This window comes from Streptomyces sp. NPDC028331, assembly GCF_055565775.1.
This window is the reverse complement of record NZ_JBVHTR010000030.1, coordinates 17338-41425: the sequence shown is the minus strand read 5'-3', so window position 1 is coordinate 41425 and position 24088 is coordinate 17338. Positions and strand designations below refer to the sequence as shown.

Below are 24088 nucleotides of genomic sequence, written 5' to 3'. Positions count from 1 at the left end.
CGTGCTGCGGGCGGGGACGGAGCTGCCGCCGCTGGAGATCGAGATCACCCGCACGCTGATCGTGGCCGGCGCGATCGCCTCCCGCGACTACCAGGACGTGCACCACGACGCCGAGCTGGCCCGGCGGAAGGGCTCCCCCGACATCTTCATGAACATCCTGACCACCAACGGCCTGGTCGGCCGGTACGTCACGGACCACTTCGGCCCGGCGGCGGTCCTGCGCAAGGTCGCCATCCGGCTCGGCGCGCCCAACCACCCGGGGGACACGATGGTGCTGACCGGCACGGTCGAGCAGGTCGACGGGGACACGGCCACGGTGAAGGTCGTCGGGGCGAACGGCGTGGGCCGGCACGTCACGGGCACGGTCACCGTCACCGTGCCGGGCGGGGGTGCCGGCAGCGCTGCGACCGGGGGAGGCGGATCCCTGCCGAGCAGGGACGGAGCCGTAGGCGTCCCGAGTGAGGATGGGGCATGAGCGTACGGGCGAGGGACACGCTCGGCGGGCGGGCCGCCGTCGTGGGGATCGGGGCCACCGAGTTCTCCAAGGACTCCGGGCGCAGCGAGCTGCGGCTGGCCGTGGACGCGGTGCGTGCCGCGCTGGACGACGCGGGGCTCACGCCCGCGGACGTGGACGGCATGGTCACGTTCACCATGGACACCAACCCCGAGATCACCGTCGCCCAGGCCGCAGGCATCGGCGAGCTGTCCTTCTTCTCCCGGATCCACTACGGCGGCGGGGCGGCGTGCGCGACGGTCCAGCAGGCCGCGCTCGCGGTGGCGACCGGGGTGGCCGACGTCGTGGTCTGCTACCGCGCCTTCAACGAACGCTCCGGCCGCCGCTTCGGCTCCGGGGTGCAGCACCGCGAACCGTCGGCGGAGGGGACCGCGCTGGGCTGGTCGCTGCCGTCCGGGCTGCTCACCCCGGCGTCGTGGGTGGCGATGGCGGCCCAGCGCTATCTGCACACGTACGGTCTGACGCCGGAGGTGTTCGGGCACGTCGCCGTCGTCGACCGTGCCTACGCGGCGACGAATCCGGCGGCCCACTTCCACGGCCGGCCCATCACCCTCGCCGACCACGCGGCATCCCGCTGGATCGTGGAACCGCTGCGGCTGCTCGACTGCTGCCAGGAGACGGACGGCGGCCAGGCACTGGTGGTCACCTCCCGCGAACGGGCACGCGACCTGCCCCACCCGCCCGCGGTGGTCACGGCCGCCGCCCAGGGCGCGGGCCGCGCCCAGGAGCAGATGACCAGTTTCTACCGGGACGACCTGACCGGCCTCCCCGAGATCGGCGTGGTGGCCCGCCAGCTTTGGCGGACATCGGGCATGGGGCCCGCGGACATCGACGTCGGCATCCTCTACGACCACTTCACGCCGTTCGTGCTGATGCAACTGGAGGAGTTCGGCTTCTGCGAGCGCGGCGCGGCGGCGGACTTCGTGGCCGCGCGGGCGCTGCCGCTGAACACCCACGGAGGGCAGCTCGGGGAGGCGTACCTGCACGGCATGAACGGCATCGCGGAGGCGGTACGGCAACTGCGGGGCACGGCGGTCAACCAGATACCCGGAGCCGCTCGCACCCTGGTCACCGCGGGCACCGGCGTACCGACCTCCGGCCTGATCCTGACGGCGGACGGATGAACGGCGTGCGCCGCGCGGCCCGTTGGTCCCAGTACGGGGCGCGGGCGGCGCGGCCCGTTCACCCCGGTGCGCCTGCCCTGCGCGCACGGCTCGCGTACTCCCCCCGTACTCGTCCCTCAGGGGGCAACCCTCAGGGGTGAGCGCCGGCTCGTCCACCTTCAGGAGGTGGAGCCGGCCCCCCGCCTACAACCTGAGGGGGAGGCGTCTTCGGGACCTGCGGGCGATCCGCCGTACGGGGCGCCGAACCTAGCGTGGAGCCATGACCACACCCGTCTGCACCAGCGCTTCGGACGCCGCCACGCCGGCGAGGCAGACCCTTCCGTTCCCGTCGTTCTCGTCGTACGTGAAGGCCCGTCAGCCGGTGCTGCTGCGCACCGCCCGGTCGCTCACCGCGAACGCCAGCGACGCGGAGGATCTGCTGCAGACCGCGCTGACCAAGACGTATGTCGCCTGGGACCGGATCGAGGACCACCGCGCGCTCGACGGGTACGTGCGCCGCGCGCTGCTGAACACGCGGACCTCGCAGTGGCGCAAGCGCAAGGTCGACGAGTTCGTGTGCGACGAGCTGCCGGAGCCGGAGAGCCTGCCCGCCGCGGACCCGGCCGAGGAGCAGGCGCTGCACGACGCCATGTGGCGCGCGATCATGAAACTGCCCGCACGCCAGCGGGCGATGGTCGTCCTGCGCTACTACGAGGACCTGAGCGAGGCCCAGACGGCCGAGGTGCTCGGCGTCTCCGTCGGCACGGTCAAGTCGGCGGTGTCCCGCGCCCTGGGCAAGCTCCGCGAGGATCCGGAACTGGCACCGGTGCACTGAGGACCGGTGCCCCTGCCTTGATCGATCATCCCGGCCCCTAGTGACATACCAAGCGGTATGTGCGCAGAATCAGCGCGACCCCCTACTGCCGTACAGGCAATGACGCCCGGGAGGACTCCGTGCTGAGCACCATGCAGGACGTACCGCTGACCGTCACCCGCATCCTCGTCCATGGGGCGCTGGTGCACGGGACGTCCCGGATCACCACCTGGACCGGCGAGGGCGAGCCGCAGCGCCGCAGCTTCGCCGAGGCGGGGACCCGCGCGGTGCAGCTCGCCCATGCCCTCCGCGACGACCTGGGTGTCCGGGGCGACGACCGGGTCGCGACCCTCATGTGGAACAACGCCGAGCACGTCGAGGCCTACTTCGCGATCCCCGCCATGGGCGCGGTCCTGCACACGCTCAACCTCCGCCTGCCCGCCGAGCAGCTCGTGTGGATCGCCAACCACGCCGCCGACCGGGTGATCATCGTCAACGGCTCGCTGCTCCCGCTGCTCGCGCCGCTGCTGCCGAAGCTGCCGACGGTCGAGCACGTCGTCGTGTCGGGCCCGGGCGACCGGTCTCTCCTCGACGGCGCCCGCGCCCGGGTGCACGAGTACGAGGAGCTGATCGCGGGCAAGCCCACGACGTTCGACTGGCCCGAGATCGACGAACGCCAGGCCGCCGCCATGTGCTACACCTCCGGCACCACCGGCGAACCCAAGGGCGTCGTCTACTCCCACCGCTCGATCTACCTGCACTCCATGCAGGTCAACATGACCCAGTCGATGGGCCTGACCGACCAGGACACCTCCCTCGTCGTGGTCCCCCAGTTCCACGTCAACGCCTGGGGCCTGCCGCACGCCACCTTCATGACCGGCGTGAACATGCTGATGCCGGACCGCTTCCTGCAGCCCGCCCCCCTCGCCGAGATGATCGAGAAGGAGCGGCCCACGCACGCCGCCGCCGTCCCCACCATCTGGCAGGGCCTGCTCGCCGAGCTCACCTCCCGGCCGCGCGACGTCTCCTCCCTCACCCAGGTCACCATCGGCGGCTCCGCGTGCCCGCCCTCCCTCATGGAGGCCTTCGACAAGCTCGGCATGCGCGTCTGCCACGCCTGGGGCATGACCGAGACGTCCCCGCTCGGCACGGTCGCCCGGCCGCCGGCCCACGCCGTCGGCACGGACGAGGAGTTCACCTACCGGCTCACCCAGGGCCGCTTCCCCGCCGGGGTCGAGGCCCGTCTCACCGGTCCCGGCGGCGAGCGGCTCCCCTGGGACGGCGAGTCGGCGGGCGAACTGGAGGTGCGCGGCCCGTGGATCGCGGGCGCCTACTACAACGGTCCGGACGCCGAACCGCTGCGCCCCGCCGACAAGTTCAGCGAGGACGGCTGGCTGAAGACCGGCGACGTGGGCACCATCAGCCCCGAGGGATTCCTCACCCTCACCGACCGCGCCAAGGACGTCATCAAGTCCGGTGGCGAGTGGATCTCGTCGGTGGACCTGGAGAACGCCCTGATGGCCCACCCGGACATCGCCGAGGCCGCCGTCGTCGCGGTCCCGGACGAGAAGTGGGGCGAACGGCCGCTGGCCACCGTGGTGCTGAAGCCGGGAGCCACGGCCGACTTCGCCGTCCTGCGCTCCTTCCTCGCCGATGAGCGCGGCATCGCCAAGTGGCAGTTGCCCGAGCGCTGGACGATCGTCGAGGCGGTGCCCAAGACGAGCGTCGGCAAGTTCGACAAGAAGGTGCTGCGGCGGCAGTACGCGGAGGGAGAGCTGGACGTCACGCGGATCTGACGTCGGTGCACAGATCTCACGTCGACGCACGGATCTCACGTCGACGCGCAGATCTCACGTCGGCGCACGGATCTGCCGCCGACGCGCAGCTCTGACGCTGACGCACAGTGATCGCTGCATTGAGCGGGGCGGTGTTTCACGTGAAACACCGCCCCGCTCAACGCTGGGCCGAGCAGCCTCAGTTCGTGCCGATGCGTGCCAGCAGGTCCACGATCCGCTCCTGCACCTCGGTGCTGGTCGAGCGTTCCGCCAGGAACAGGACCGTCTCGCCCGAGACCAGCCGCGGTAGGTCGGCCGGGTCCACGGCGGCGGTGTAGACGACGAGCGGGGTGCGGTTGAGCAGGCTGTTCGCGCGCAGCCAGTCCACGACCCCGGCCTGGTGGCGCTGCACCTGCATCAGGTCCATCACCACCAGGTTCGGCCGCATCTGCGCGGCCAGGGTGACCGCGTCCGCGTCCGACGCGGCCCGCGCGACCTGCATGCCGCGCCGCTCCAGCGTGGCCGTGAGCGCCAGGGCGATCTCCGCGTGCTCCTCGATGAGCAGCACGCGCGGCGGGTGCTGCTCGGAGTCGCGCGGGGCGAGCGCCTTCAGCAGGACGGCCGGGTCGGCGCCGTACGCCGCCTCCCGCGTCGCCTGCCCGAGCCCCGCCGTGACCAGTACGGGGACCTCCGCGGCCACCGCGGCCTGGCGCAGCGACTGGAGCGCGGTGCGGGTGATCGGGCCGGTGAGCGGGTCGACGAAGAGCGCCGCCGGGAACGCGGCGATCTGCGCGTCGACCTCCTCACGCGAGTTGACGACGACGGGCCGATAGCCGCGGTCGCTGAGCGCCTGCTGGGTCGTGACGTCCGGCGCGGGCCAGACGAGCAGCCGGCGCGGGTTGTCGAGCGGCTCCGGGGGCAGCTCGTCGTCCAGCGGCTGTACGAGGGGCTGATCGGCGATCTCCACGGCACCGCCGGGACCGTCGAGCGGCTCGGGGCCTTCGTCGGCGTTCTCGTCCGGTGCCCCTATGGCGTACGACCGTCCGGCGCCCTCGGTGGCCGGGGCCGGACGGGGCTGCCCGGCCAGGGACGGCTGAGGCGGGATGGGAGCCGACACGGGCTGCGGGTGCGGGCGCGCGGTCGCCTCCGGGCGCTCACCGGCGGGCTCGGGAGGTGTGCCGAGCTTGCGGCGGCGGCCCGAGCCGTTCGACGCGTGCGGGGGAGGCGTCGGCGCCGTCGGGCGGGCCGGGACCCCCGGCTGCGCCTGCCGTGCGAAGGGCACCCCCTGACCGAGCGTGCGCACGCTGATCGCGCGGCCCTGCGTCGAGTTGGAGTCGGCGGGGGCGGCCGTTTCCGCGGGCAGCGGCTGGGCTGCGCGCGGCTGAGGCGTGCGCTGCTGCTCCGGCGGCAGCGGCGTGCCCGCGGACGGGGTGGTCCCCGGCATGTGCGGTACGGGCATACCGGCGCCGGGGGCGGGCTGGGGAGCCTGCGGCGGCACCGGGGCGCCGGGGGCCGCCGTCGGCGCCGCGGCCGGTGTCGCCTGCGGGCCCGGCTGGGGGTGTGGCTGTGCCGCGGGCCGGGGGGCGACGGGCTGCGCCGGCTGTCCTGCGGCGGGCTGGGCGTGCGGGGCGGCGGGGAGGGGCTGAGCCGGGGTCATGGGCTGCTCGGGGGCCACCACCGGTCGGCCCGGGGCCATGGGCACGGGCTGGACCCCGGCTGCGGGCTGGACCGGAACGGGCTGCGGCGGAACGGGCTGCGGCGGGACGGGCTGCGGCGGGACGGGTCGACCGGGCGCCGCCTGAGCCGGCAGCGGGCCGCCGGGCGGCACCGGTCCGCTCGGCGCGCCCGGTGTTTCCTGGGCCGGAACGGGCTGCGGGACGTCCTGCGGGGGAACGCCTTGAGCAGGGGCGCCGGGTGTCATCTGCGCGGGCACACCCTGAGGCGCTGTCCCCGTGACGGACGCGCCGTCCGGCGCCTGCTGCGGCTGTCCCGGCTCGGCGGCCGGGCGGGCGCGACGGCGGCCCGTGGGCGCGGACACCGGGTGCGGCTGCGGCGGCGTGTGCTCCTCGGCCGCGTCGTGCGGCACCGCGTCATGGCGGCCCTCGTCGGCCTGTGCGGCAGCGGCAGCGGCCGTGCTCTGCTCCGGCGCGCGGTCCGCCTCGGCGGGCGGCAGCGCGAACACCGTCCGGGGAGCGGCCTCCGCGGCGGCGGCCCGCTCGTTCGCGGCGGCCAGGGCACGCCGACGGCGTCCGGTGGGTGCGGGGGCGGTACCGGTGTCGCCGGGGGACGGCGCACCGGAGGCCGCGGGCAACGCGGGCGGCAGCGCCTGCTGCTCGGTGTCCCGGCGGGCCCGGCGGCCCGAGGGCGCGGGCACGCCCTGCGGCGGCACCGTCCCACCGAGCCCGGTGGCCGCGGCGGGGGCTCCCGCGGCGTGCTCGGCGGCGGTCACCACCGAGCCCTCGGCGACTCCTTCGGCGAGGTTCGGCCGACCGCGCCGGCGTCCTGTACCGCCGCCCGCTTCGACCGCGACCTCGGCACCCGTCGCCTGCGCCGGAACCGGTGCCTCGGCGGCGGGTTCCTGCGCCGCACGCCGCCGACGCCGCCCGGTGGGCGCCACCGCGGACGTGTCGGACGGCGCGGGGGCGGCATCGCCGACCTCGCTCTCCAGGAACGCGTCCACGGACGACCGGCGAGCGCGCCGCCGACCGCCGCTCTGCTGCTCGGCCTGTTCGGGCAGCGCCACCTCGGTGCCGGGCTCCTCCGCCGGCGTTTCGGCCGCGGGCTCCGCCGGGGCCGCCGCGACCGCACCCGCGCCGCCGCCGAGCGGCACTTCGAGCACGTATGCGCTGCCGCTCATGCCCGGCACCTCGTGCGTCTGCAGCACACCGCCGTGCGCGCGCACGATGCCGCCGACGATCGGCTGGTGCACCGGGTCGCCCCCGGCGTACGGGCCGCGCACCTCGATCCGTACGACCTCGCCGCGCTGCGCGGCCGCCACGACGACGGTGTTGTCCATGTAACCGCCCGCCGAGACCGGCGCGTTGCCCGTGGAGTCGACGCCCGCCACGTCCGCGATCAGATGCGCGAGCGCCTGCGCCAGGCGCTGCGGGTCGACCTCGGCCTCGATGGGCGGAGCGTGCACCGCGAACTGGACCCGGCCGGGCCCGATCAGCTCGACGGCGCCGTCGACACCGGCGGCGACCACCGCGTCGAGCATGACGGCCGTCCGTACCAGGCCGTCGTCGCCGGCGTCGAGCTGCTGGTAGCCGAGCACGTTGTCGATGAGCGTGGTGATGCGGGAGTAACCGGCCGCGAGGTGGTGCAGCACCTGGTTGGCCTCCGGCCACAGCTGACCGGCGTCGTCCGCGGCGAGCTTGGACAGCTCACCGCGCAGTTCGTCGAGGGGACCGCGCAGCGACTGGCGGAGCACGGCGAGCAGTTGGTCGTGCCGGGCGGTCAGCGCCTCGTAGCGGTCCTTCTCGCGCTCGCCGAGAGCGGCGTAGCGCTCCTCCCCTGCCGCGATCTCCTCCGCGTGCCGCTCGCGCAGCTCGGCCAGCTCGGCGGCGTGCTCCTCGCGCAGCCGCTCCAGCTCCTCCTTGTGCTGCGCGGTGATCCGCTCCAGCTCCTCCTGGTGCTGCTTGGCGGCCTCGTCCTTCTCCGCGACGAGCGCGTCGAACGGGCGCCGGTCGGTGAACGTCATCACGGCGCCGACGATCTGGTCGCCGTCGCGCACCGGCGAGGTCGTCAGGTCGACCGGAACCTTGTCCCCGGCCTTCGACCACAGCACCTGCCCGCGCACCCGGTGCTTGCGCCCGGAGCGCAGGGTGTCGTACAGCGCCGACTCCGTGTACGGGAAGGGGGAGCCGTCGTCGCGGGAGTGCAGGACGAGGGTGTGCAGCTCGTTCCCGCCCAGGTCGCTGGCCCGGTATCCGAGGATCTGGGCGGCGGCCGGGTTGACGAGCACGATCCGCCCGTCGGTGTCCGTGCCCACCACGCCCTCGGCCGCGGCCCGCAGGATCATCTCGGTCTGCCGCTGCGAGCGGGCGAGTTCGGCCTCGGTGTCGACGGTTCCGGACAGGTCGCGGACGACGAGCATCAGCAGTTCGTCGCCGGTGTAGCCGTAGCCGTCGTAGGCCTGCCGGCCGTCCTCCAGGTTGGCGCTCGTGACCTCGACGGGGAACTCACTGCCGTCCGTGCGCCGGGCGACCATCCGCGTCGGCTTGGTGCGCCCGCGCGGGTCGAGGGAGTCGGGGCGCCGCATGGACCCGGGGATCAGCCGCGAGTCGAACTGCGGCAGCAGGTCGAGCAGCCCGCGCCCCACCAGCGCGGTGCCGGGCGTCTCAAACGCCTCCAGGGCGATGGTGTTGGCGTTGACGACCGTGCCGTTGGCGTTGACCAGCACCAATGCGTCGGGGAGCGCATCCAGTATGGCAGCGAGGCGAGCAGCGCCTCGGGATGGCCTGCTGCTCACGAGACGCTTCCTCCCTCTTACCGCACCTTGCTGACCGCGGGGGCCATCTTGCCAACCGGCCCGCAGCGTGTCACGCGAGGGAGTCTACGGGGAGTCGTAGCGCCCGCGGCGCCGGATGAGAGGGAGGTCGCACGCGGAAGTGACGCAGAAGCTGTGACCGCGCAGGTAGCCGTGCGGAAGGGGGCCGGTTCGCCGCTTCTACGAACGCACGTCCGGCAGTAGCGGCACCAGCGCGTCCCAGCGGGCGATCCGGCACCCGTTGCCACGGTCGAACCAGGTGTCGACCGGCCGCCCGGCCCATCTCCCGGTGACGTGCGCGGTGGCCGGCCCGCCGTACTGGAGGGTGCAGGGCCTGTCCGACGGCACCGGGGCGAAGGGGTCGCGCCCCCAGACGGTCCGCCGCTCGAGCACGGCACACGCGCGGTCGGCGGCGGGGTGGGTGCCGCCCGCGGGATGACACCGCAGCACGTAGGTCCCGTCGGCACGCCCGGCATGGCGGACGGTGACGGCGAGCCGGTCACCGTGGAAGGCGGGGCGATGACCCTGCGCGTACGCGGGACCGGCCGGGGCGGCGAGGGGGAGGAACGCGAGGGCGCCGAGAAGGAGGGAGCGGCGGCGGAGGCTGAAGCGGACCATGCCCTGCCTAACGCAGGCGCAGTGGAGCGGTTGCGGAGCGTGCCGACGGACGCCCGGCAGGGCTTCGCCAAGGGAGTCGGCGAGCCCTCGGCAGCCCCTGGCCGCGTCCCGGCGGCAACCGATGCGACCCGACGCGACCCGATGGGACCCGATGCGGCCCAGTGCTTTGCCCTGCGGCCTTTCCGCCTAGTACCGTGGGAGCCGATTGGTGACACCCCGCTCGACTGTGTCATCATCTGCACGCACCACTCGCGCTCGCGCGTGAGCGGTTGTGCTGGAGGCGTCGCCTAGTCCGGTCTATGGCGCCGCACTGCTAATGCGGTTTGGGCCTTAAAGCCCATCGAGGGTTCAAATCCCTCCGCCTCCGCGCTCGATCACCGAAGCCCCGGTCCCGCGACCGGGGCTTCGTCGTTCCCGGAGTGATCGCCGCGAGCCGCTTCCCCGACCCGCCCGGCAGGGCGTTTCCGCAGGTCACAAGGGGTAGGGCAAACGGATTTCACATGGCGGCGGCAGTCATGTAATGTTCTTCCTGTCGCCGCGAGCGGGCCGGAAGGGCCGGGAGCGGAGACGAAAAACAGAACAAGCACTCGTAGCTTAACGGATAGAGCATCTGACTACGGATCAGAAGGTTGCAGGTTCGAATCCTGCCGAGTGCGCACAGGTCAGAGGCCCCGGAGTGATCCGGGGCCTCTGACGTTTCCGGGGCGTACAGCAGCGAAGTACAGCAACGGCTGATGTCAGCCGTTGCTGTCAGTCGGTTTCTGCGTCGCCGCCGCCCATCGCAGCGGAGTATCTGTCGGCCCGCCCGCTGGATCTGGTGATCCACGTACAGCTCACCCACCTCGAAGTCGATCGACTTCCAGGTCAGGCCCAGGACCTCACCACGACGCAGCCCCAGACAGAGGACCAGGACCCAGGCCGCGAAGAGCGGATCCTCCCGGGCCAGGGAATCGGCGAGAAAGCGCCCCGCCTCCACCACGGACCACGGCTTGATCCGGCGGCGGCGAGGCATGGGGACCTTGACCAAGGAGGCCACGTTCTTGCTGATCTCCTCTTCGGTGACGGCGTGGGTCAGTGCAGCCCGGAGGGCATCCCGGGCCGCCTGGATCACCCGACGGGACCATCGACCCAGGCAGAGCCGAGCAGACGCGGCCCCTGGCGTCCAGGTCGTTCGTACAGTGGCGCGCTCCACCTGGACGCCAGGAACCACGCCCGTTCCACGGTGTGTGGGTCGACGGCGTACGGGATGGGAGCTGGGGTGAATGTTGGGTTGATGTAGCTGGCAAGGGGTGTTAGATCTGCTTCAGCTCATGAAAAACGGGTGGGGGCAGCGATGGCAGAGCGGTCGTGGGCCACGGCGGGCAAGAAGGACAGTCCCGACCGGAAGTCGCCGGGCCGGGCGCGGCTCACAGGTCTGGCGCTGATCGTGCTGTCTTTGACGTGGGCGGTGCTGAGCTACCTGACGTTCACGGTGTGGACGCCAGGCCAACAGGAGCGCTACGAACACTACCGGGCAGCCGAGCCGTGCCCCGCGCAGGCGACCCCGCAGGAGGTGGCTGCGAAGGACTGCCTCACCACCTGGCACTTCACCGTCACGAAGGCCGAGTCCACGTTCACAGGAAAGGTCACGGCCTACGAGGCAACCCTCAAGGACAAGGGCGACGACTCCCGGCAGAGGGTCGTGCGGTTCAGCGACTCCGGGCCACTCTTCGACAAGCTGCGTCGGGGTGACGAGGTCACCGCGACCGGCTGGCGCCACGACATCGTCGTCCTCAGCAAGGACGGCGTCCGTCAGAACACCTCCGCCGCACCCCGCGACGAGCACCAGGGGAACGCCGCCCTAGGCGTCCTCGTCGCACTCCTCGCAGCCCAGTCGCTGGTATTCGGCACGGTCCGCCTGGCCAGGCCGACCGCCTACGCGCCCTTCGTCTGGGAGCCGTACGGCAGGTGGTTGACCTTCACCAACATCGGAGTCGGCGTGGGCGTGGGGGCCGCGTCGGTGTGGCTCGGCATCCCGTGGTGGACTGTGCTCGTGACCGTGCCGGTCGTGGTGTGCACCGTGATGGTGCGACTCCTGCTCCGGCAGCGGCACACGGCGGCCTCCTCGGCGAAAGTGCGGCAGTCGAGGCGGCAGCCGGACTCACGAGTGAGTACGCGATAGCTCAGAAGGTTCCGGCCGGCGCAGGCCACTACGGTCTGTTGTGAAAGTGGTCTTGGACTTGCGTCCATGAAATTGTGGGGCGGCCACGGACGTTGATCACGTCATGACTCAAGGACCAGCACCTCGCCCACTGTCCGACGAAGCCCTCTCCAGCCTGCTTGGCAAGGAGCAGTTCGGCACACTCGCCACCGTCAAGCGCAGTGGCCACCCCCACCTGACCACCATGCTGTACAGCTGGGATCCCGAAGCCCGCATCGTGCGGTTCTCGACGACGGCCGACCGGGTCAAGGTCGGGCATCTGCGACGTGACCCGCGTGCGGCGCTTCATGTGCAAGGTGGCGACGTGTGGTCGTTTGCTGTCGCTGAAGGCGAGGCCGAGGTCTCCGAGAGCACGACCGTTCCAGGCGACGCCGTCGGGCGGGAACTCCTTGAGATGATCCCGCAAGCAGCGAAGCCGGAGGATGAAGGTGCGTTCCTGGAGCAGCTGGTTGCCGAGCGCCGGGTGGTCATCCGGTTGAAGGTAGACCGCCTGTACGGCACGGCGCTCGACATCGACGGCTAGGACATGAGTGATCCACAGCGCCTCTGACTTTTCTGACCATCGGACGGCAGGGGCCCCGTGAAGATTGTCCTGTCCAGTGTGCCCCGAGGCGCCGGCTCGGCCGCATGGCTGCACCGGTCAGCGCGGCGCGTGGGGACGATCATCCTCCCTTGGTTTACTGACGGTACGTCAGAGAATCGGCTACAGGTGGCCGTGTCCCTCGGGAGGTTCGATGCATCACAAGGATGGTGGTGGGGCAAGGGCGTTCGGCCCGCGCGGCTGGGCGCCGGCCGCGACGCTTGCCGTGGGTCTGGCGCTCGGTGTCGTGGGGATGACGGGGCAGGAGGCGTCCGCACAGAGTCCGTGCGGGACCAACGGGGTCTTCAGTAGCGGGCCGCCGCCCACCTGTACGTACACCACCACCGGTGAAGACACGTTCACCGTGCCCTCCGGAGTGACCAGCATCCATGTGGTCACCGACGGCGCAGCCGGTGCCTCCTCGAGCGGCGCCGGAGGCGCGGGCGCGCAGGTGACGGCCGACGTCCCGGTCACCCCCGGCAGCACGCTGTACGTCGAGGTCGGAGTGGGCGGAGGCCCCGGTGGTACCACCCGCGGTGGGGCGGGCGGCGGCGAGTCCGACCTCCGCACGTGCTCAGCGACCTCGTCCGGCTGCATGCTGACCGGTGATTCGGCGGACCCGCGCTGGCTGGTGGGTGCAGGCGGCGGGGGTGGTGGTGGAGGCAACCAATCCCTGAGCGGTGGCGCCGGTGGTGTCGGGCTCGCCTACTGCAACCCCGGCACTGATGGCACCGGGACCGGCGGTGCCGGGCCGGGCACCGGTGGAACGTGCACGTCCGGAGGAACGGGCGGCGGGGGCTCCGCCGGCTCCCCCTCCAACGGTGGGAGCGGAACACCGGGTGCCGGTGGCAGCGGTGGCAGCTTCTCGTTCGCGGCCGGTGGCGGCGGAGGCGGCGCCGGGTTTTGGGGCGGGGGCGGCGGCGGTACGGGGACCAACGCCGGTGCCGGCGGGGGCGGCGGCTCCAGCTTCGCCTTCGCAAGCGCCAGCAACGTCTCCACGGTCGCCAATCCCACCGGTACTCCCTCGGTGACCATCAGCTACACGTCCGCGCCGAGTATCGTCACGACACCCTCCAGGACCAGGCTCCAGGTCGGCACCACGGTCGTCGACCGCGCGACGGTGACCGGGAACGCCCAGGAAGGCAACCCTGCGGCGTCCGGCGCGACGGTGACCTTCTTCGTCTGCGGTCCGCCGGCGACGAGCTGCACGAGCGGCGGCACCGCGGTGGGCGGCCCACGGCCGCTGACCGCCACGTCGTCGACCACCGCCACCGCGACGTCCCCGCCGTTCCGGCCGACTGTCGCAGGGACCTACTGCTGGCGCGCGGAGTACTCGGGCAACCCGAATTACGCCGCCGTGTCGGCGGACGGCAGCAGCGAGTGCTTCACCGTGAGGGCCGAAGGCGGCGGGGGCGGCTGGCACTGGCACGACCACCACTGGTACGACAACCTCAGTCATCCTCATCGGTGACGACCCCGGCCGACGGGACCGGCCGTCGCAGTCGTAAGTGACGGCAACCAGTGCGCGGAAGCTGTGCGCAACGTGCACGCGCCTACGGATCAGAAGGTTGCAGGTTCGAATCCTGCCGAGTGCGCACAGGTCAGAGGCCCCGGAGATCCGGGGCCTCTGGCGTTTCCGGGGCGTGCGGCGGTGGTGCGAGGGTCGGCTCAGGAGCAGAGATTCACGTGCCGGACGGCCAGGACGTGCCCCGCCGCGTCGATGAGGCGGCTGCGGGCGAGGTGTCCGCCGGCCACCGCACCGGTGATCGCCGTGGCGATCGAGGACGTCTGGGAGCCGACGTTGCCGCCCAGGTCGAACATGACCATGTCGGCACCGGAGCGCAGGGCCTGGACGGCGGCGCCGGGGATGCTGAAGCCGGCGGCGGAGATCGCCTTGGCGCTGAGCGAGTCGGTGATCACCAGCCCCTTGAAGCCCAGCTTTCCGCGCAGCTCGGAGCTGATGGCGGTGGGGGAAAGGCTCGCGGGATTGGTGCCCAGGCCCGGCACCACGTTGTTGGAGACCATGATGGCCGGGGTGCCGGCCTTGATGGCCGCTGTGAACGGCGGGATGCCCACCTTCTGCAGGGTGGACCAGGGCAGGGTGCGGGCCGGGCCGAAGTCGGAGTTGTAGCTGGAGCCGCCGAGGCCCGGGAAGTGCTTGACGACGGGTATCACGTGTCCGGCGCGCAGCCCGTTCATGTACGCGACACCGTCCTGGGAGACCACCGAGGTGCTGCCGCTGAAGGACCGCCATCCGTCGGGGTTGGTCCGGCTGGGGGCCACGTTCCTGCCGTCGACGTCGACCACCGGCGCGAGGTCCATGTTCACCTGGGCGGCCGCCATCCTGGTGGCGACCTTGGTGACGTTCTGCTGGATCTGGGCCGGGGTCCAGTGCGCGCCCATGTACGCGGCCCAGGGCAGGGATCCGACGAGGTTCGCCATGCGCTGGATGCCGCCGCCCTCCTCGTCGGTCATCACCAACAGGCCCAGGTGGCCGGGGACATGGGACTTCAGGGCGGTCAGCCGGGAGCCCAGGTCGGACGGCGCCTTGCCGCCGAACAGCAGCACACCGCCCGCACCGGCGCTCACCTCGGAGGTGACGTCGGACACCGATGTCTCCGGCACCGGGACGGCGATGGTCAGCATGGCCAGCCTGCGGTCCGACCACCCGGCCAGCTTCGTGCCGTTCGTGCACGCGGTGGTGGTGCGGCCCGGAGCGGAGGACGAAGGGGAGCGGGAAGGCGCGGTGGACGGGGCGAGGGACACGCCGGGGCCACTGGAGTGCGGGGCGTGCGGGGTCCCCGTGGGGGCGCCGGTGCCACAGCCCGCCAGGAGCAGCGCCGCCACGGCGGTGGCGGTGGTCAGTCTGCGTGCGGTGGTGGCCCGGCCGGGGAGCCGCGGCGGTGCTGTCGCGCTCCTGCGGTCGCGGTACGACGGGGGATTCATCGCCCGGCCTCCTTTCGGAAGACGCGACGGTGCCCGTCGCGCTGAGGGCCGTATGAGCATGAGGTGGGCAGCATGAAGCGTGGGGGGCGCTCCGGCCCGCATGTGTTCGCCGGTCCGCGGACGGCCTCCCACCAGGATCTCGCGTCCCGGAGCCGGACGAAAGTCCAGCCGGTGTGAGGGCGCGCCTGCCCTTCCGGGCGGGAGCCGGTCCGGGGGAGGGCGCCGGCGGCGAGTTCGACGTACGCGCATGCTTGAGGGCGTTCGCCGCCGTACGGTTCGCCGGGTTCGCCGACGAGTTCGCCGCCGTACGGTTCGCTGGGTTCGCCGACGAGAACAGGAGTGAGCATGCGATTGCTGCCGGGTCGCGTTCTGCACGCGCTCGACCGGTTCAACGCCGCCCATCCGTGGGACCACAACGCCCATTACCACCGGTGGATCCTGCGGCAGCTCCCGGCGCGCTGCGACCGTGCGCTGGACGTCGGCTCGGGCAGCGGTGACCTGGCCAGGCTGCTGGCCACCCGTGCCGCGGTGGTGCACGGGATCGACTCCCATCCTGTGATCGTCGACCGGGCGCGAGCGCTGACACCGTCGTCCGCCCCCGTGACCTTCACCGTCGGAGACGCGCTCACCGAGATTCCCGCGCCTTCCTATGACGTCATCACGTGCGTCGCCGTTCTGCACCACCTGCCCTTCGCCGACGCGCTCACCGTCTTCCGGCGGCATCTGGCACCCGGCGGAACGCTGGTGGTCGTCGGCCTGGCCCGGGCGGACACCCTCGGTGACCACCTGCTCGGCAGCGTCGCCATCCCGTCGAACGCCGTCATCGGCTGGCTGAAAAACAAGGGGCGCACGGCGGCGAAGCCGGTCTCGATGACCGCGCCGACCCGGCCGGCGGAGATGACCTTCTCCGAGGTCGTCCGCGAGGCTCGCCGCGTCCTGCCGGGGGCACGGCTGCGCCGTCGGTTGTTCTGGCGCTACACCTTGGTGTTCAAGTCGGCCTGACGCGCGGGCCGTTGACAGCCCCTGGGCCGACGGGACCTTGTGACCGTGCCCCTCGTGGACCGGGTTCCGGGTCGTTGTCAGTGGTGGCGCCTACGCTGCGTAGTGATGACTCAGGTGTGGAGATGCGCGGGGCTGCGGTGGGGTGAGGACGGCCCCGGGCTGGCGTGGGAAGGGGGGGCGGCGCAGTGGGCTGGAGCGGGGCAAGCGGGTGGCCTTCGCCGTGGTCGCGGGGGGTGTGCGCAGGTGTGTGGGGGCGCGGGGGCATGCGTGTGCGCGGCAGGCGGTGGTGCCCGGGCGGAGTACGGGTGGGCGGTGCGAGGAGTGTGCCCGTCTCGATCGGGCCCGTTCCGTCGCCGCCGACACCTTCGCCGACGATCCGCGGCCGTACCGGGTCTATCTCGCCTGGTTCGGGCCCGGCATGGTCAAGGTCGGGATCACCGCGGCGGAGCGCGGATCCGCGCGGTTGCTGGAGCAGGGCGCCGTCTGCTTCGGCTGGCTGGGGTGCGGGCCGCTGATGGCGGCGCGGCGCGCGGAGGAGCTGCTGCGGGCCGCGCTCCGGGTGCCGGACCGGATCCCGTACGCCGACAAGCGGGCGGTGCGGGCCGCCCTGCCGCCGGCCGGGGAGCGGGCCGCCGAGCTGGCGGAGCTGCACGCCCGGGCCGTGGCGCTCGGCGGCTGGCCGGAGTCGCTGGAGCGGGTGCCCTTCCGGGCCGTCGACCATGGCGGGGTGTTCGGGCTGGAGGGGCTGCCCCGGGCGGACGGTGTGGTGAGCGAGCTGGTGGCGAGCGGAGGGCTGAGCGGCGACGTGCTGGCGGCCGCCGGGCCTGACCTTCACCTCGCCACCGGGCGCGGGGTTCTCGTACTGGACACGCGGCTGATGACGGGGTGGGAGCTGACGGCCACCGACCGGGACGAGGTGACCGTGCCGGTGCGGGAGGTGGGGGAGACGGGGGTGCAGGACGGGCTGTTCTGACGGCACGAGGAGGCGAGGGGGGGCTGGACGCCGGGTGCCGTCTCGTCCATCGTGGCGACATGAGCGATCACCGCGTTGCGCCTGTCGCCGCCCATGAGCCCCCTTACTACGCCGTCGTCTTCACCTCCGTGCGCACCGAGGACGAAGACGGCTACCCGGAGACCTCCGAGCGGATGGAGGAACTCGTCCGCGAGGTCCCCGGGTTCCTCGGAATGGACCACGCCCGGACGCCGGGCGGGCTGTCGATCACGGTCGGGTACTTCCGTGACCTGGCCGCCGTCGAGGAGTGGCGGGGCAACCTGGAGCACCGCGCGGCCCAGAAGCGCGGGCGCGCCCAGTGGTACGAGGCGTACACCCTGCACGTCGCCAAGGTCGAGCGCAGCCATGCGTTCGAGCGGGACGCGGCGAGTGAGTGAACTGGCGTCCGAGTGAACGGGGCGTGGGGCGTGGGGCGTGGGGTCGTCCTCTGGGCGACCTCCTGATCGACCCCTGACCGACCTCCTGATCGACCCCTGACCGACCTCCTGATCGACCCCTGACCGACCTCCTGATCGACCCCTGACCGACCTCCTGATCGAGCTCCTGATCGACCTTCTGGCTGATCTCCTGGTCGAATTCCGGTCGGGTGCCGATCGGATTCCGGTCGGATGCCGATCGGATTCCGGTCGGGTGCCGATCGGATTCCGCTCGGATTCCGGTCGGGTCGCACCCCGGCGACTCCTGACCGAGTCCTGATGCCGCGTCAAGGGATCCTCCCAGGAGTTCCCTGAGAGGTGCCTGTGTGTTTCTCAGGGAAATCACAGATTCGTGAAAGGGCGCTCTCAGAGGATCCCGACAGGGTGTCCGCCATGACCACGACCTCGCCCCAGGGGCGCACCGAACTGCTGAGGCCGGACGGGAGCCCCGTCCGAGTGCTGGTGGTGGACGACGAGCTGTCTATCACCGAACTGCTGTCCATGGCCCTTCGCTACGAAGGCTGGCAGATCCGCAGCGCGGGTGACGGACAGGGCGCGGTGCAGACCGCGCGCGAGTTCCGGCCCGACGCCGTCGTGCTCGACATGATGCTTCCGGACATGGACGGCCTGACCGTTCTCGGCCGGCTGCGGCGCGAGCTGCCCGACGTGCCGGTTCTGTTCCTCACCGCCAAGGACGCCGTGGAGGACCGCATCGCCGGTCTGACGGCCGGCGGGGACGACTACGTCACCAAGCCGTTCAGCCTGGAAGAGGTCGTGGCCCGGCTGCGCGGGCTGATACGGCGGTCCGGTGCCGCCGACCGCCGCTCCGACTCGGTGCTGGTCGTCGGGGACCTCATGCTCGACGAGGACAGCCACGAGGTGTCCCGGGGCGGGGACAACATCCACCTCACCGCCACCGAGTTCGAGCTGCTGCGTTTCCTGATGCGCAACCCGCGGCGCGTGCTCAGCAAGGCGCAGATCCTCGACCGCGTGTGGTCGTACGACTTCGGCGGCCAGGCGAACGTCGTGGAGCTCTACATCTCGTACCTGCGCAGGAAGATCGACGCGGGCCGCGAGCCGATGATCCACACCCGCCGCGGCGCCGGTTACATGATCAAGCCCGCGGCGTCATGAGCAGGCGACGACGGCCGCGTACGCAGAGGCGAGGACGACAGCCGCGCACGCTGCGGACGCGGCTCGTCGTCTCGGCGGTCAGCCTGATCGCCGTGGTGTGCGCCGTGATCGGCACCGTGACGACCATCGCGCTGGGGCAGCACCTGTACGGGGAGCTGGACGGGCAGGTGGCCGATGTCGGCAAGGCGGTCTCGGGTCCGCCCGTGGGCAGCCCGGCCGGCCTCGGGAACGGTCGTCCGGGCGGTCCGGACAACCCGAACGGCGACGCCGCGGGGAACTCCTCCGGCACCGCGACGGCGCAGGACAGGCTGGACGACTTCGTCACCAGGGGACCGGGGCAACCCGACACCGTCGTCGCCCAGGCGGACTCCAACGGTGCCGTCACCAAGGCGGTCATCAAGAAGGAGGTCTCCTCCAGCAGCGCCGGCTTCGAGCGGATGAAGGCCGTCGAGCTGTCCCGGGCGCAGACCTCCGCGCTCGGCTCCGCCCCCCGTGACGGCAAGGTGCACACCGTCACGCTCCCGGGGCTCGGGGACTACCGCGTCAAGTACGTCACCGGTGCCCACGGCAGCTTCTACGTCGCCCTGCCCACCCGGGCCGTCACCAACACCATCGACACCCTCGTCCTCGTCGAGGTGAGCGTCACCGCAGCCGGCCTGGTCGCCGCCGCGATCGCCGGGTCCGCGCTCGTCGGGATCGCGCTGCGCCCGTTGCGCAAGGTGGCCGCGACCGCCACCCGCGTCTCCGAACTCCCGCTGCACACCGGTGAGGTGACCCTGAACGAGCGGGTCCCGGAGTCCGAGACCGATCCGCACACCGAGGTCGGGCAGGTCGGGGCCGCCCTCAACCGCATGCTCGACCACGTCCACGGCGCCCTGCACGCACGGCAGCAGAGCGAGATGCGGGTACGGCAGTTCGTCGCGGACGCCAGTCACGAGCTGCGCACACCACTGGCCTCCATCCGCGGGTACGCCGAGCTGACCAGACGGGGACGCGAGGAGCAGGGCCCCGACACCCGGCACGCCCTCGGACGGATCGAGTCCGAGGCCGGGCGCATGACCCTCCTCGTCGAGGACCTGCTGCTGCTCGCCCGGCTGGACGCCGGACGCCCGCTCCGGTTCGAGCAGACCGACCTCGTCCCGCTGGTCGTGGACACCATCAGTGACGCGCGCGCCGCAGGCCCCGACCACAACTGGCGGCTCGAACTGCCCGACGAACCCGCGCTGGTGTCGGCGGATGCCGCACGCCTGCAACAGGTCCTCGTCAATCTGCTCGCCAACGCCCGCACCCACACCCCGCCCGGCACGACCGTCACCGCACGCGTGCAGCGGCGCGGCCCGTGGCTGTGCGTGGACGTCCAGGACGACGGGCAGGGCATCCCGTCCGATCTGCTGCCGCACGTCTTCGAGCGGTTCGCGCGCGGTGACTCGGCGCGTTCCCGCTCCACCGGCTCCACCGGGCTCGGGCTCGCCATCGTGCAGGCCGTGGCGACCGCGCACGGCGGCGCCGTCACCGTCGACAGCGTTCCCGGGCGGACGGTGTTCACCGTGCATCTGCCGGCGCTCACCCCGCGCGTGCCCTCACCCGCCCCCGAGAACGCCTGGGAACAGCACTCACAGGCACAGCACAGCGCCACCACACGGGTGCGACAGGGCGCTTGAGAAGAGTCGGTTCCATGCGAACCGACTCTTCTCCCGGCACCCTGCCGGCGCGGGAGCACCTCCCGGCCGCAGGAGCCGGTACGCCTGTCCTGGACGTAGTGATCCCCGTCTACAACGAGGAGAAGGACCTCGAGCCGTGTGTGCTCAGACTGCACGAGCACCTCAGGCGCACGTTCCCGTACGCGTTCCGCATCACGATCGCGGACAACGCGTCCACGGACACCACCCCGCAGGTGTCGGCGCGGCTCGAGGAGCGGATCCCCGAGGTGAGGTCCTTCCGGCTGGAGCAGAAGGGCCGTGGCCGGGCGCTGCGGACCGTCTGGTCCGCATCGGACGCCCCGATCCTCGCCTACATGGACGTGGACCTGTCCACCGACCTCAACGCACTCCTGCCGCTGGTCGCGCCGCTGATCTCCGGCCACTCCGACCTGGCGATCGGCTCCCGGCTCGCCCGCAGCTCCCGGGTCGTGCGCGGCCCCAAGCGGGAGTTCATCAGCCGCGCCTACAACCTGATCCTGCGCGGCTCGCTCCAGGCCCGTTTCTCCGACGCGCAGTGCGGCTTCAAGGCGATCCGCCGTGATGTGGCCCAGGTGCTGCTGCCGCTGGTGGAGGACACCGGCTGGTTCTTCGACACCGAGATGCTGGTGCTCGCCGAGCGCGCGGGCCTGCGGATCCACGAGGTGCCGGTGGACTGGGTCGACGACCCCGACTCCACGGTGCACATCGTGAAGACGGCGACCGACGACCTGAAGGGCGTGTGGCGCATCGGCAAGGCGCTGGCCACCGGGTCGCTGCCGCTGGACCGGCTGGCCCGGCCGTTCGGCGACGACCCGCGCGACCGCGAGCTCGGAGACGTGCCGGGGGGCCTGGCCCGCCAACTCGTCGGCTTCTGCGTGGTCGGCGGTCTGTCCACCCTCTTCTACCTGGCCCTCTACAGCGTCTTCCGGCAGTTCTCGGGCTCTCAGATCGCCAACGCGCTGGCCCTGCTGGTCTCGGCGGTCGCCAACACGGCAGCCAACCGCAGGCTCACCTTCGGCGTACGCGGCAGGGGCGGCGCCGTCCGCCACCAGGCGCAGGGCCTGGTGGTCTTCGGCATCGGCCTCGCCCTGACCAGCGGCTCCCTCGCCGCCCTGAACGCGGCGACGAGCAACCCGGCGCACTCCACGGAGCTGGCGGTGCTGATCGCCGCCAACCTCGCGGCGACCGTGCTGCGGTTCCTGCTGTTCAGGGCGTGGGTGTTCCCGGACCGCCGCGACGACGCGCCGGTGCCGCAGCCCGGCGCCGCCGACACGCCTCGGGCGTACCCGCAGCAGCAGCCACCGCCGCTGCCCCGGCGCCACGCGGTGCCGCAGCCCTCGTACGAGACCGGGTACGACGCCGCGTACGACACCACCCCCTTCCGCGCCGGTGCCGACGCGGACCGCACCTCCTTCAGGGACGCCACCGTGCCGCCGCAGCCGGTGCGCCCGCAGGACACCGACCCGAGGGACCACCGATGACCACGCAGTACGACCGGCCCACCCACCAGTCGGGTGCGGCCCCCCACTCCTGGGGACCGCCCCCGACCGCTCCCCCGCACGCGCCGGCCACGCCTGCGGCCCCCGTACCCGGGGCCGGTGAGCCCCAGCAGCCGCTGACCCGCAGACTCTGGCGCGGCCGGCCCGAGGACCCCCGCTGGGCGCGCCCCGCCTTCCTCGGACTGCTGCTCGCCACCGGGCTGCTGTACCTGTACGACCTGAACGCCTCCGGGTACGCCAACTCCTTCTACTCTGCGGCGGTCCAGGCCGGCAGCACGTCGTGGAAGGCGTTCTTCTTCGGCTCGCTGGACGCGGGCAACGCCATCACCGTCGACAAGCCCCCGGCCTCGCTGTGGCCGATGGCCCTGTCGGTGCGGATCTTCGGCCTCGACTCGTGGGCGATCCTCGTCCCCGAGGTCGTCATGGGCGTCCTGACGGTCGCCGTGGTGTACGCGGCCGTGAGGCGCCGGTTCAGCCCGGCGGCGGGCCTGATCGCGGGTGCGGTGCTCGCGCTCACCCCGGTCGCGGCGCTGATGTTCCGGTTCAACAACCCGGACGCGCTGCTGGCGCTGCTGATGGCGCTCACGGTCTACTTCGTCATCCGGGGCCTGGAGGACGGCCGCACCAAGTGGCTGGTGTGGGCGGGTGTCGCGGTCGGCTTCGCCTTCCTGACGAAGACCCTGCAGGCCTTCCTGATCCTGCCCGCACTGGCGCTGGTGTACGGCGTCTGCGCCCCGGTGAGGCTGAGGAAGCGGCTGGTTCAGCTCGGTCTCGCGACCGTCGCGCTGGTCGTCTCGGGCGGCTGGTGGGTCGCGATCGTGGAGCTGTGGCCCGCCTCGTCCCGCCCGTACATCGGCGGCTCGCAGAACAACTCCTTCCTGGAGCTGACCTTCGGCTACAACGGCCTGGGCCGCATCAACGGCGACGAGACCGGCAGTGTCGGCGGTGGCGGCGGCAACGGCGGCCAGTGGGGCGCGACCGGCTGGGACCGCATGTTCAACTCCGAGATCGGCTCCCAGATCTCCTGGCTGCTCCCGGCGGCGCTGATCCTGCTGATCGCGGGCCTGGTGCTCACCCGGAAGGCCGGGCGCACGGACCTGGTCCGCGGCTCGTTCCTCGCCTGGGGCGGCTCGCTCCTCATGACCGCCGTGATCTTCAGCTACATGGCGGGCATCTTCCACCAGTACTACACGGTGGCCCTCGCCCCCTACATCGCCGCGCTGGTCGGCATGGGCGTCACGGTCCTGTGGGAGGAGCGGTCGAGGACATGGGCGTCGCTCACGCTCGCGGCGACCGCCACGGCGACCGCGGCCTGGGGGTACGTGCTCCTCAACCGCACCCCCGACTACCTGCCCTGGCTGAAGTGGCTGGTCCTGGTCGGCGGATTGACCGGCGCCCTGGGGCTCGTCTTCGTGTCCCGGCTCGGGCGGCGGCTCGCCCTCGCGGCGGTGGGGCTGAGCTTCGTGACCGCGCTCGCGGGCCCGACGGCGTACACCCTCACCACGGTGAACCAGGGCCACACCGGGTCGATCGTCACGGCCGGTCCGGCGGGCGCGAGCACCATGGGCTTCGGCGGCCCCGGCGGTGGCGGCAGGCGCGGCGGCTTCGGCGGTGGTGTGCCGGGCCGGAACGGGCAGCAGGGCAACGGCACCGCGCAGGGCCGGAACGGCCCGCAGGGCTTCCCGGGCGGCGGCACCGGCACCGGCGGGTTCCCGGGCGGAGGTATGCCGGGCCGGAACGGGCAGCAGGGCAACGGCACCATCCAGGGCCCGAACGGCAACCAGGGCTTCCCCGGCGGCGGGCGCACGGGCGACGGCGGCATGGGCGGTGGCGGCGGCATGGGCGGCCTGCTCAACGGTGCGAACGTCAGCTCCGCGGCCAAGGCCCTGCTGGAGAAGGACGCGAGCCAGTACACCTGGGTCGCCGCGTCCATCGGCTCCCAGAACGCCGCCAGTTACCAGCTCGCCACCGGTGACCCGGTGATGGCGATCGGCGGCTTCAACGGCAGCGACCCGTCCCCGACACTGGCCCAGTTCCAGAAGTACGTGGCCGAAGGGAGGATCCACTACTTCATCTCGGGCGGCGGCTTCGGCGGCGGAGGCGGCAACGGCGGCTCCGACGTCTCCTCGCAGATCAGTTCGTGGGTGCAGAAGAACTTCAAGAAGGTCACGGCCGGTTCGGCCACCTTCTACGACCTCACGCAGCAGGCGAGCGGCGGCTGACGGCCGGCCCGTCGAGCGGTGGACCGGGCACGAACGCCCGGCCCACCGCTTCTGCGTCCGTGGCGGCGTTCGCCTTCGCGTTTCA

The 24088-nt window shown here is 72.3% G+C and carries 16 protein-coding genes, 2 tRNA genes and 1 pseudogene; 16 read left to right on the top strand and 3 right to left on the bottom strand.

The genetic code is table 11. The annotated features are described in order from the left end of the window. Window positions 1-4: 4 nt before the first annotated feature. The 4 genes from ACZ4SW_RS32490 to ACZ4SW_RS32475 all read left to right on the top strand — a co-directional run bounded on the left by ACZ4SW_RS32490 (window position 5) and on the right by ACZ4SW_RS32475 (window position 4227). Window positions 5-475, top strand: coding sequence for a MaoC/PaaZ C-terminal domain-containing protein (locus ACZ4SW_RS32490; RefSeq protein WP_468252600.1), 471 nt, complete (start codon window positions 5-7; stop codon window positions 473-475). Continuing rightward, complete coding sequence (locus ACZ4SW_RS32485) at window positions 472-1638, top strand: lipid-transfer protein (protein WP_468252493.1); 1167 nt, start codon at window positions 472-474, stop codon at window positions 1636-1638. The genes ACZ4SW_RS32490 and ACZ4SW_RS32485 overlap by 4 nt, the downstream gene beginning before the upstream one ends. Window positions 1639-1897: 259 nt before the next feature. After that, on the top strand, window positions 1898-2452 hold the full coding sequence (locus tag ACZ4SW_RS32480) for a SigE family RNA polymerase sigma factor (protein WP_468252491.1): 555 nt from the start codon (window positions 1898-1900) through the stop codon (window positions 2450-2452). Window positions 2453-2571: 119 nt separating this feature from the next. After that, window positions 2572-4227, top strand: a complete 1656-nt coding sequence (locus ACZ4SW_RS32475) for a long-chain fatty acid--CoA ligase (RefSeq protein WP_468252598.1) — start codon at window positions 2572-2574, stop codon at window positions 4225-4227. A 178-nt stretch (window positions 4228-4405) separates the two neighbouring features. On the opposite strand, the gene ACZ4SW_RS32470 is transcribed toward ACZ4SW_RS32475, so the two are convergent. Both ACZ4SW_RS32470 and ACZ4SW_RS32465 read right to left on the bottom strand, forming a co-directional pair. Then, window positions 4406-8677 carry a PAS domain-containing protein gene (locus tag ACZ4SW_RS32470; protein ID WP_468252489.1) on the bottom strand — a complete coding sequence of 1424 codons (4272 nt, stop codon included), beginning with the start codon at window positions 8675-8677 and terminating at the stop codon, window positions 4406-4408. A 198-nt stretch (window positions 8678-8875) separates the two neighbouring features. After that, a complete protein-coding gene (locus ACZ4SW_RS32465; RefSeq protein ID WP_468252487.1) occupies window positions 8876-9313 on the bottom strand; it encodes an SSI family serine proteinase inhibitor in 438 nt (145 codons plus the stop codon). A gap of 276 nt (window positions 9314-9589) precedes the next feature. Here ACZ4SW_RS32465 and ACZ4SW_RS32460 point away from each other — a divergent pair. The 5 genes from ACZ4SW_RS32460 (at window position 9590) to ACZ4SW_RS32440 (ending at window position 13564) form a co-directional block, all read left to right on the top strand. Then, window positions 9590-9680, top strand: a tRNA-Ser gene (locus tag ACZ4SW_RS32460). A gap of 216 nt (window positions 9681-9896) precedes the next feature. After that, window positions 9897-9969, top strand: a tRNA-Arg gene (locus tag ACZ4SW_RS32455). Window positions 9970-10646: 677 nt separating this feature from the next. Further along, window positions 10647-11474 (top strand): hypothetical protein, encoded by an 828-nt coding sequence (locus ACZ4SW_RS32450; protein ID WP_468252486.1) that lies wholly within the window; start codon window positions 10647-10649, stop codon window positions 11472-11474. Between the two features lie 103 nt (window positions 11475-11577). Continuing rightward, the gene (locus ACZ4SW_RS32445) at window positions 11578-12036 is read left to right on the top strand and encodes a PPOX class F420-dependent oxidoreductase (protein WP_468252484.1); all 459 of its coding nucleotides are present in this window, start codon (window positions 11578-11580) and stop codon (window positions 12034-12036) included. Window positions 12037-12469: 433 nt separating this feature from the next. Beyond that, window positions 12470-13564, top strand: a complete 1095-nt coding sequence (locus ACZ4SW_RS32440; protein WP_468252483.1) for a hypothetical protein — start codon at window positions 12470-12472, stop codon at window positions 13562-13564. Window positions 13565-13761: 197 nt separating this feature from the next. On the opposite strand, the gene ACZ4SW_RS32435 is transcribed toward ACZ4SW_RS32440, so the two are convergent. Then, window positions 13762-15039, bottom strand: a complete 1278-nt coding sequence (locus tag ACZ4SW_RS32435) for a glycoside hydrolase family 3 N-terminal domain-containing protein (protein ID WP_468252481.1) — start codon at window positions 15037-15039, stop codon at window positions 13762-13764. A 345-nt stretch (window positions 15040-15384) separates the two neighbouring features. On the opposite strand from ACZ4SW_RS32435, the gene ACZ4SW_RS32430 reads away from it, so the two are divergent. From ACZ4SW_RS32430 to ACZ4SW_RS32400, 7 genes and pseudogenes are all read left to right on the top strand, one after another. Next, window positions 15385-16041: a class I SAM-dependent methyltransferase gene (locus ACZ4SW_RS32430; protein ID WP_468252480.1), complete on the top strand. Its 657-nt coding sequence runs from the start codon at window positions 15385-15387 to the stop codon at window positions 16039-16041. 105 nt (window positions 16042-16146) lie between these two features. Further along, a pseudogene (locus ACZ4SW_RS32425) lies at window positions 16147-17014 on the top strand (DUF2797 domain-containing protein). 59 nt (window positions 17015-17073) lie between these two features. Further along, window positions 17074-17430: an antibiotic biosynthesis monooxygenase family protein gene (locus ACZ4SW_RS32420; RefSeq protein WP_468252478.1), complete on the top strand. Its 357-nt coding sequence runs from the start codon at window positions 17074-17076 to the stop codon at window positions 17428-17430. Between the two features lie 432 nt (window positions 17431-17862). Beyond that, window positions 17863-18603: a response regulator transcription factor gene (locus ACZ4SW_RS32415; protein WP_236041816.1), complete on the top strand. Its 741-nt coding sequence runs from the start codon at window positions 17863-17865 to the stop codon at window positions 18601-18603. After that, entirely contained in the window at window positions 18600-20264 is a 1665-nt protein-coding gene (locus tag ACZ4SW_RS32410) for an ATP-binding protein (protein WP_468252477.1), read from the top strand. The genes ACZ4SW_RS32415 and ACZ4SW_RS32410 overlap by 4 nt, the downstream gene beginning before the upstream one ends. A gap of 14 nt (window positions 20265-20278) precedes the next feature. Next, window positions 20279-21763, top strand: coding sequence for a bifunctional glycosyltransferase family 2/GtrA family protein (locus ACZ4SW_RS32405; RefSeq protein ID WP_468252475.1), 1485 nt, complete (start codon window positions 20279-20281; stop codon window positions 21761-21763). Then, window positions 21760-24003, top strand: a complete 2244-nt coding sequence (locus ACZ4SW_RS32400) for a glycosyltransferase family 39 protein (RefSeq protein WP_468252474.1) — start codon at window positions 21760-21762, stop codon at window positions 24001-24003. The genes ACZ4SW_RS32405 and ACZ4SW_RS32400 overlap by 4 nt, the downstream gene beginning before the upstream one ends. Window positions 24004-24088 lie beyond the last annotated feature (85 nt).

Excerpts from the sequence above, each read along its gene's own strand:
- ACZ4SW_RS32485 (WP_468252493.1), top strand. The coding sequence starts at position 472 with ATGAGCGTACGGGCGAGGGACACGCTCGGCGGGCGGGCCGCCGTCGTG.
- ACZ4SW_RS32480 (WP_468252491.1), top strand. The coding sequence starts at position 1,898 with ATGACCACACCCGTCTGCACCAGCGCTTCGGACGCCGCCACGCCGGCG.
- ACZ4SW_RS32465 (WP_468252487.1), bottom strand. The coding sequence starts at position 9,313 with ATGGTCCGCTTCAGCCTCCGCCGCCGCTCCCTCCTTCTCGGCGCCCTC.
- ACZ4SW_RS32450 (WP_468252486.1), top strand. The coding sequence starts at position 10,647 with ATGGCAGAGCGGTCGTGGGCCACGGCGGGCAAGAAGGACAGTCCCGAC.
- ACZ4SW_RS32445 (WP_468252484.1), top strand. The coding sequence starts at position 11,578 with ATGACTCAAGGACCAGCACCTCGCCCACTGTCCGACGAAGCCCTCTCC.
- ACZ4SW_RS32435 (WP_468252481.1), bottom strand. The coding sequence starts at position 15,039 with ATGAATCCCCCGTCGTACCGCGACCGCAGGAGCGCGACAGCACCGCCG.
- ACZ4SW_RS32430 (WP_468252480.1), top strand. The coding sequence starts at position 15,385 with ATGCGATTGCTGCCGGGTCGCGTTCTGCACGCGCTCGACCGGTTCAAC.
- ACZ4SW_RS32420 (WP_468252478.1), top strand. The coding sequence starts at position 17,074 with ATGAGCGATCACCGCGTTGCGCCTGTCGCCGCCCATGAGCCCCCTTAC.
- ACZ4SW_RS32415 (WP_236041816.1), top strand. The coding sequence starts at position 17,863 with ATGACCACGACCTCGCCCCAGGGGCGCACCGAACTGCTGAGGCCGGAC.
- ACZ4SW_RS32410 (WP_468252477.1), top strand. The coding sequence starts at position 18,600 with ATGAGCAGGCGACGACGGCCGCGTACGCAGAGGCGAGGACGACAGCCG.
- ACZ4SW_RS32405 (WP_468252475.1), top strand. The coding sequence starts at position 20,279 with ATGCGAACCGACTCTTCTCCCGGCACCCTGCCGGCGCGGGAGCACCTC.
- ACZ4SW_RS32400 (WP_468252474.1), top strand. The coding sequence starts at position 21,760 with ATGACCACGCAGTACGACCGGCCCACCCACCAGTCGGGTGCGGCCCCC.